The organism is Paraburkholderia franconis, assembly GCF_009362735.1.
Taxonomy (GTDB): Bacteria; Pseudomonadota; Gammaproteobacteria; order Burkholderiales; family Burkholderiaceae; genus Paraburkholderia; species Paraburkholderia franconis.
In genome coordinates, this window is sequence record NZ_WHNP01000018.1 from 150,279 (window position 1) to 156,898 (window position 6,620).

General features: G+C 56.7%; 6 protein-coding genes and 2 pseudogenes. 2 read left to right on the forward strand and 6 right to left on the reverse strand.

Translation table 11 applies throughout. From position 1 onward, the window contains the following. Window positions 1–157: 157 nt before the first annotated feature. The 6 genes from GCT13_RS20710 to GCT13_RS20735 form a co-directional block, all read right to left on the reverse strand. Window positions 158–1,156 (reverse strand): branched-chain amino acid ABC transporter permease, encoded by a 999-nt coding sequence (locus GCT13_RS20710; protein WP_152761092.1) that lies wholly within the window; start codon window positions 1,154–1,156, stop codon window positions 158–160. Next, window positions 1,153–2,043, reverse strand: coding sequence for a branched-chain amino acid ABC transporter permease (locus tag GCT13_RS20715; protein WP_152761094.1), 891 nt, complete (start codon window positions 2,041–2,043; stop codon window positions 1,153–1,155). The genes GCT13_RS20710 and GCT13_RS20715 overlap by 4 nt, the downstream gene beginning before the upstream one ends. Window positions 2,044–2,045: 2 nt before the next feature. Then, window positions 2,046–2,759, reverse strand: a complete 714-nt coding sequence (locus GCT13_RS20720; RefSeq protein ID WP_152761096.1) for an ABC transporter ATP-binding protein — start codon at window positions 2,757–2,759, stop codon at window positions 2,046–2,048. Then, window positions 2,752–3,525, reverse strand: a complete 774-nt coding sequence (locus GCT13_RS20725; protein WP_152761098.1) for an ABC transporter ATP-binding protein — start codon at window positions 3,523–3,525, stop codon at window positions 2,752–2,754. The genes GCT13_RS20720 and GCT13_RS20725 overlap by 8 nt, the downstream gene beginning before the upstream one ends. Next, complete coding sequence (locus tag GCT13_RS20730) at window positions 3,525–4,298, reverse strand: MOSC domain-containing protein (protein ID WP_152761100.1); 774 nt, start codon at window positions 4,296–4,298, stop codon at window positions 3,525–3,527. The genes GCT13_RS20725 and GCT13_RS20730 overlap by 1 nt, the downstream gene beginning before the upstream one ends. 90 nt (window positions 4,299–4,388) lie before the next feature. Continuing rightward, window positions 4,389–5,612: an ABC transporter substrate-binding protein gene (locus GCT13_RS20735; protein WP_321574504.1), complete on the reverse strand. Its 1,224-nt coding sequence runs from the start codon at window positions 5,610–5,612 to the stop codon at window positions 4,389–4,391. A gap of 166 nt (window positions 5,613–5,778) precedes the next feature. On the opposite strand from GCT13_RS20735, the pseudogene GCT13_RS20740 reads away from it, so the two are divergent. Both GCT13_RS20740 and GCT13_RS20745 read left to right on the forward strand, forming a co-directional pair. Then, window positions 5,779–6,163, forward strand: a pseudogene (locus GCT13_RS20740) (DDE-type integrase/transposase/recombinase); the annotation flags it as partial. Between the two features lie 274 nt (window positions 6,164–6,437). Next, a pseudogene (locus GCT13_RS20745) lies at window positions 6,438–6,620 on the forward strand (IS256 family transposase); the annotation flags it as partial.

Here is a 6,620-nt window from a genome sequence, read left to right on the forward strand (position 1 = left end):
GCTATTCATTCGTCGGCGCGCGCCAAAGAATCCAGGCAGCGAACAGCGATGAAACTCTGATCGATCACCTTGTCAGGAGAGAAATTGTTGATAGGGACGCCCGAATCGCTTTCTTTGCAACTCCGAGAGTTTCCCTTCCAACAAGGCCAGGAAATTCTTAGTGAGCTGGCGGCCCGGCCTGGCCGTCTGGTGGAACGAATCGTTCGGTTTTCGCTTTGAACGTGAGCCGCATACGTGCCCACTCATTCCACGTTCCAGCAATGCCCTGCCGGAATCCGGAGACGCACGCGATGAAGACGAGGCCGAGAATCACCTGGCTCCATGAGCCGGCCGTGGTTGCAAGCTGGTTTTCAAGCGAGACAATGAGGAAGGCACCGATTACCGGACCATAGAGCGTGCCTAGGCCGCCGACCAGAGTAATCAGAATGATCTCTCCGGACATCATCCAGTGCACGTCACTGAGCGAAGCGAGTTGGAAGACGACGCTCTTGGTCGCACCTGCGATTCCTGAAATCGTCGCGGAGATGACAAACGCAGCGACCTTGTAGTTGGGAACTTGATAGCCGAGTGATATTGCCCTCGGCTCGTTCTGACGAATCGCCTTGATGGCCTGGCCGAACGGCGAGTCGACAAGTCTGGCTATCGCGAGAAACCCGGCCAGGAAGATCGCGAAGACGAAGTAGTACATCGTCACATTGTTATCAAGGCTCACACCGGGTAGCAGGTGTCCGCGAGGAATATTCTGCAGACCGTCTTCGCCTCCCGAGAAGGGTGCTTGCAGAAAGACAAAGTAAATCAGCTGTGCCATCGCGAGGGTGACCATGGAGAAGTAAATTCCTTTGCGCTGCACAGACAGATAACCGGCCAGCACGCCAAAACCGGCGCCACAGAGGCCTCCTGCGAGAATCCCAAGGACGGGCGGAAATCCGAGCGATTTGATCGTGTAGCCTGCGATGTAAGCCGCACCGCCAAAGAAGGCAGCATGTCCAAATGAAATCAGACCGCCGTATCCAGCCAGAAGATTGAACGCGCAGGCGAAGAGGGCGGAGCACCAGAATTTCATCAGGAACGACTGGTAAAAACCGATCCAGGGCGCTGCGATGCCGAACGCAACCAGTAGCGCGAGGCCGATAGTGAAACCGGAGCGATGGCTCATGCTTCTCTCCCGAAAAGTCCGGCCGGCCTGAAGAACAACACTACCGACATGAGGATGAAGATGACGATGGATGAGGCCTCTGGATACACGAGCGTGGCGACTGCCTGAACCAGCCCCAGTGTGATGCCCGTGATAATGGCGCCTGTGATAGAGCCCATTCCCCCGACAACGACGACGGCGAAAATGATGATGTTCAGCTCCGATCCCATTTGAGAACTCACCTGGAGAATCGGTGCGGCCAAGACGCCAGTGAGTGCTGCGAGTGCGACGCCTACGCCGTAGGTCAGTGAGACCAGCATTGGGACATTGATACCGAGTGATTGAGCGATGACAGGGTTTTCGGTACCGGCTCTAAGATAGCCACCGATGCGCGTGCGTTCGATGAGGTACCACGCAGCGGCACAGACGGCGAGAGACACGAGAACTACCGAGAGACGATATTTCGGCAAGAACATGAAACCGAAATTGATTGCGCCGCGAAAAGCTTCAGGGATTTCGTACGGCTGGCCCGAGACGCCGTACTGGTGCCGAAAACCACCCTCCAGCACTAGGGCGAGGCCATAGGTCAACAACATCCCGTACACGGGATCGGCCTTGCGTAGACGCCGGAGCAACGACCGCTCAAAGCCGGCACCGAGAAAGCCGACAATGACGGGAACGATGAGCAGGGCGAGCCAGTAGTTGATTTTGAGGCCGTTGATTCCTGTCCACACTGAAAGCTGTGTGAGCCCAATCCATCCAAGAAACGCCCCGAGCATGTAGATGGCGCCATGGGCAAAATTGACTATGTTGAGCATGCCAAAGATGATCGCGAGACCAAGGCTAAGCAATGCGTAGAAAGATCCGTTGATCAAGCCGATGAACAGCTGGCCAAGTATTTCGGTCATGATTAGACTCCCAGCAGTTCGTCGAGCAAACTGCGATTCGAGTCGAGCTTGGTAGATGTAACGCTCATTGCGATATTGCCCCGATCAAGTACGTAGTGCCGGTCAGCAACCTTGCTAGCGAAGTTGAAGTTCTGCTCCGCCATCACGATCGTGAAGCCACGCAGCTTGAGCTGTACGACAGCGGCTTCGAGGGCCTGCACGATGACCGGCGCAAGGCCTTCAGTAATCTCGTCGAGAAGAAGCGTGCGGGCGCCGGTGCGCAGGATGCGGGCAAGCGCGAGCATCTGCTGCTCGCCACCAGAGAGCCGCCCGGCCGGGCTGTTTTTCCGTTCGAGAAGATTAGGGAAGAGCTTGTAGATTTCGTCCAGTCCGAGCCCGTCTTTGGCTACCACCGGCGGGAGAAGCAGATTCTCCTCAGTGGACAGCGAAGCGAAGATTCCACGCTCTTCGGGGCAGTAGCCGATGCCTAAGCGGGCCACCGAATGTGGAGCAAGCGACATGGTTGAGCGTCCCGCGAACCGAATCTGACCGGTCCGCTTCCCGGTCAAGCCCATGATCGCTCGGAGGGTGGTGGTGCGACCGCTCCCATTTCGCCCCAACAAGCAGACCAGTTCGCCTTGAGCGACGCTGAGGTTGATACCGTGGAGAATGTGCGAATCTCCGTAGTACGCGTGCAGATTCGAAACCTCGAGCACGTTGGTGTGAACGTTATCCATGAGCGGCTCCTATGTAGGCACTCGTCACGGCGGCATTCTTGGACACTTCAGCGTATGTGCCCTCGGCAAGCAGACTGCCTCGCGCCAGAACTGTCACCCTGTCGGAAATATTGGCGATGACCTTGAGGTTGTGTTCGACGATTACGATCGTGCGATTAGCCGAAATCTTCTTGATCAGTCGTGAGATGAGGTCGACGTCTTCGATCCCCATGCCCTGGGTTGGCTCGTCAAGCAGGAGAACCTGCGGATCCATCGCAAGGGTCGCGGCGAGCTCAATGCTGCGGCGTTGTCCATAGGGAAGCTCCTTCGCCAGCGAGCGGGCACATCTGCTCAATCCCACTTCGGAGAGCAACGCCATCGCTTCATCATCGAGATGTTGAGTTGCCTTGGCGCTGCCGAAGAGGTTCCGAGACAACCGGTGGCGCTTTTGCAGGGCAATCTTGACGTTGTCCAGGACAGACATTTCCGGAAAAATTGCGGAGATCTGGAAAGAGCGAACCATGCCCTGTTCGGCAATTGAAGCCGGTGAAGCGGTCGTGATGTCTTTCCCGTTCAGCAGAATCTTTCCGGAAGATGGCGAAACAAATTTGGTGAGCAGGTTGAACATGGTGGTCTTGCCTGCCCCGTTCGGGCCGATCAGCGCATGGATAGCACCGCGACGTACCCTGAGGTTTACGTCGCAAATCGCACGAAAGCCAAGGAACTCCTTGTTAAGGGAGTGCGTTTCCAACGCATAGCTGGTTAGCTCGATTTGGTGGTTATCCATCAATGCTCCGCCAGCATGATTGCATCGCCGGGCTTGATGGTGCAGCCTTGCAATACCTCGGCGTAGACCCCAAGGTCACCATGGTTGACGTACTCCCTGATCTCGATCGGCAGATTTACGTCTCGCTCACCGGTCGCGGGATTGACGCTCGTCGCCGCGCAGCGCTTCGTACGACGGACGATCTTGAGGCGAGCGTCGCCGATGCGGATGTGACGGCCTAGCCATTCCATCTCGGACCACGCAGGGAATCCATCGAAGTAAACGTTCGCGCGGAAGCGAAGGGGGGCCAGTTCCATGCCGACTCGGGCGCCGAGGTCGCGTACCGTCGCGAGATTGATGAAAGAGATGCTTCGCATCAAGGCGACAGAATGGACGCTGACGTCAGTGAACTGATGACCGGGCGCATGTACGAATTTTGGTTTGCCGGGGAAAGAGGCTCCGAGGAACGCACTCACAAACGACGCTGCTTCTTCTCGTCCGATATCAGAGGCAAGATTGAAGCGGGACGTGGCCGATTCGTGTGTCACCTCAAGTTCTGACGTCTCTTCGAGAAATCGTGTTTTGAGCTTGGCCAGTCGTTCGTACTTGGCGAGCATCAAAAACTTCGTCTTCGGCTCTGGCTTGGGGTCTGACGGATCGAACGAGAATGACCCATCGGTAATTGCGTATGCCCGGTCGAACGGGAAGCCTTGCGCTTCTTTAAGACAAACGCTGCCGAGGTGTTCAGCGGACAACCCCTTCACCGGATACCGGTATAAGGAATCAACAAACATGGCGGGCTCTTGATGACGACGGTGTGTTCCTGCACAAACGATCAGTGCCGTCTGTGCAGGAAGGGATGGGTGGCGGGATATCTGTTGCTGTTACATCTTGCAAGCGCCGGGCTTTTCCGGCGAGAACGCTTCGCTTGCAGGAACAGTGGTGATCTGTTTGTAGTAGTCCCACGGTCCCTTCGATTCGCCCGTCGTCTTGACCTGCATCAGGTACATGTCGTGTAGTGCGAGACCATCGTGGCGGATGTGACCGTTGCGCGAGAAGAAGTCGTTAATCGGAGTTGACTTCATCTTGGCCATGACCGTTGCCGTATCATCGGTGCCAGTCGCTGCAATTGCCTGGAGGTAGTGCGTAACGGCGGAATACATGCCTGCCTGGACCATCGTCGGCATCCTCTTTGTCCGGTCGAAGAAGCGCTTGGCGAACTTACGTGAAGCATCGTCCGCATCCCAATAGAAGGGCGTGGTCAACACGAGTCCACCGGCCTGATCGAGGCCCATACTGTTCACGTCGGTGATGAACGTCAGGAGGGAGGTAACGTGTTGCTTGCCGCCATTTGACAGGCCGAATTCGCTCGCGCCCTTGATGGCGTTGACAGTATCGGTACCCGAGTTGGCAAGCGCGATGACGTTTGCGCCAGAAGCTTGTGCTTTCAGGAGGTAGGACGAGAAGTCGGCCGTGTTCAACGGGTGCCGCACGGAGCCTAGAACCTTGCCTCCCTGCTGTTCGACGACGGTGGTGGTGGTTTTCTCGAGGCCGATGCCGAAAGCGAAGTCGACGGTAATGAAGTACCAGCTCTTACCGCCTTGCTTAACCAGAGCCTTGCCGATTACGTTTGACAAGGCATTGGCGTCATAGATGTACTGGATGCTGTTGGGCGTGCAGGCATCCTCTGTAACGCGCGGTGTGCTGACGCCGCCGAGGACAACAATCTTGTTCTTTTCTTTCGTAAGACCCATCACCGCGAGTGCGACCACGGAGTTCGAGATATCAAAGATGGCGTCGACCTTGCCATTCTCATACCACTGGCGGGCGATACTCAAACCCACGTCGGTCTTGTTCTGATGGTCGGCGGAGACTATCTCGATCGGCAAACCCGCTACCTTGCCTCCGAAATCAGCGACGGCCATCTGGACGGCTGTAAGCGATCCGTTACCGGACCAGTCCGAAAATGGACCGGACATATCGGTCAGGACACCAATTTTGACAACTCCGTTGGAGATCCCAGCGGCGCTTGCGGAAAAGGTCGCGGTAAGGCCGATGGTGCACACTGCCGCCGCGATAAGGGCGCGAATTCTGTAACGCTTCTTCACGATAGTCTCCTAGTTTAGTTACTCCTCCCGTAGTCCCGCGGTGCACTGCTGGACTAAGACTGAGGGCAGTCTAAGAACTCTTTTTTTTTTGTCACAAACGAGTTATACCGATCCATGCATGAGCCAAACTGATGCGTGGTGAGGGCTCTGTGAAATTGAGGGCGGCGCCGGATGGCACTTCTTCAGAAAGATGCTGCGTTCATACCCGGTGCCCCGGAAGATCGTCACCGACCAGTTGCGCAGTTACCCGGCGGCGAAGGAAGAAGTGCCGGAGCTGGCCGGCGTGAAGCACGTCTTCGTGAAGGCCTCGGCCAGGGCGAACATCCGCGCGGAGAACAGCCACCCAACCGACACGTCGGCGTGAGCGCCAGATGCAGGGTTTCCGCGATCTGCGGCGCACGCAGTCATTTCTCTCCCGCTTCGCACCCATCCGCCAGCACTTAGCTTTGCCCCGGCACAGGATGAACGCTGCCCGTCATCGTGCGGAGCTTCAAGCACGTCTGCTCGCCTGTTATGACTGGGCATGCCCGCAAATTCCCCTGACTTTTTAATGCGGATGACCTTAATTTATTCGCATCGTGACCGTTTGCGGAAAAAGCATCCGTTACGATTTTCGCAAAACGCGTGTAGCGAGCGCGTACGACGTCCCGTAACGTTTCCGCGACATGTTGGGGAAAGACGATGGCACTTACCGTGGCCGCGGAAAGAATTGGCAATGTCCCGGGCGTAGTTGAAGGTTGAAGGCGGCGGTTCCCCGTTGGAAATCCGAGAGAATCGGGTTTCGACGACCAACTTCCCGGACAGGGGACCAAGGAGAACCGCCAAATGAAGCGTACCAAGAAGAAGCCCCAAAGCGCCAGCGCGCCGTTGCACGTGGTGCCCAAGCAGGACCCGGACGGGCTGCGCGCCTGTTTTGCCGAGAACAGTCAGCTCCTGTTGCCCATGCTCGATCTGATTCAGAACACCCGCGCCAGCATCGACGAGTTAATGCACGAAGCCGGCCGTAGC